This window comes from Paenalicyclobacillus macrosporangiidus, assembly GCF_900116805.1.
In the GTDB taxonomy this organism is placed as follows: Bacteria; Bacillota; Bacilli; order Alicyclobacillales; family Alicyclobacillaceae; genus Alicyclobacillus_H; species Alicyclobacillus_H macrosporangiidus.
Genome location: NZ_FPBV01000085.1, coordinates 1 through 1,342 on the forward strand (window position 1 = coordinate 1; position 1,342 = coordinate 1,342).

3 protein-coding genes are annotated in these 1,342 nt (G+C 49.5%); all 3 read right to left on the bottom strand.

The features are described from left to right. Positions 1–116: transposase (locus tag BM357_RS20870; RefSeq protein ID WP_139234767.1), on the bottom strand; the 116-nt coding region annotated here is incomplete at its 3' end. Positions 117–242: 126 nt separating this feature from the next. Continuing rightward, on the bottom strand, positions 243–932 hold the full coding sequence (locus tag BM357_RS18785; RefSeq protein ID WP_074956935.1) for a class I SAM-dependent methyltransferase: 690 nt from the start codon (positions 930–932) through the stop codon (positions 243–245). A gap of 5 nt (positions 933–937) precedes the next feature. Beyond that, positions 938–1,342: aminotransferase class V-fold PLP-dependent enzyme (locus tag BM357_RS19595; RefSeq protein WP_139234821.1), on the bottom strand; the 405-nt coding region annotated here is incomplete at its 5' end.

Consider the following 1,342-nt stretch of genomic DNA (forward strand, 5'->3'; position numbering starts at 1 on the left):
TACAGACTCTGGGCCACGCCATGCCGCCGACATACCTCGCTGATGTTGGCACCGGGCATCATGCCCTCGAGCACGATGTTCATCTTCTCGTCCACAGTCCACTTACGTCCTGGCATCACAAACACCTCTACTTCATCTTAACCCATCCCTTCTGTCTGGGTTGACTCTGGGGCAAGTATAGTGGATGTGACACGGTCTGACGAGGCGAGCAGGATCACCACCACATCGGAAACAGGTGCAGGTTACGGTTCAGTTTTATCCCATCGAACAACAAAATAACCTGCACCCTGTTGTTGGCCATCACACTCCCGCTCCAATTGCATGGCGGAGCCAAAGTCCTGAAACTCATCTGGTCCGACATACAATCCAAACCGAACCTCGGACGGACGAAAGGGTAACATAGTTGATACTTCGTCCACCGAAAAGAACCGAGCGTGCCGAAAGACACTCCCAGGATCTTTTCGGCCACGCTCCGAATACTTTTTGGCCCAAGTTCCAGACGAATTGATGAAACCGACCACCAATCGACCACCAGGTTTTAGGACACGGAGCCCCTCTCGCAGTGCAGCGACCGGGTCTTGAAGGAATTCCAAAACGGTGTTACAAACTGCCAAATCAAACGTGTTGTTGTCGAAGGGAAGGTTGAGGAGATCAGCTTGCACAAAGGTGACGACTTTCTCCCGTTTGTTGCGTGCAACCTCCAACATCTTTTGTGAAATGTCCACACCCACAACCGAAAGTCCCAGATCACTCAACCAATACGTGTAGGAACCTGTCCCGCAGCCAAGGTCAATGACCTTTTCCCCTTGCTTCGGCTTCGCTGTCACAGCGACGATTTCACGTTCGACGACATCTACGAAGTGGCCGAGCGGCGTACGGCAGAAATCATCATACGTACTGGCCTTCTCATCAAATAAAGCTGCTGTCCCCATCGTCTTCAAATCCTTTCTTTTAACAACCGTACTACTTCATCGATTTCCTCTTTTGTTGTATATCTTCCTAAACTGAACCGGATCGTTCCCTTACCTACCCGTTCCTCAACTTTCATCGCCCTTAACACAGAGGAAATCTGAACCATCCTCGAATGACAAGCGGAACCTGTGGAAGCAGCAAGTTCAGGAATACTTTCCAATATGTCCTGACCGACCTTCCCGATAAAACTTACGCTTAATGTATTGGGAAGGCGTTCCTCAGGATGTCCATTTAACGCAATACCCTCTTTGAAATACCTCTTTAATTCATCCCAAAAAACCCCCATGCCCCTTTGGGGCACAACATTATGATGAAAATGTAGTCGTAGTTGTTTACTGGTGGGTGATCGTGATCCAACATGAGGCCAAGC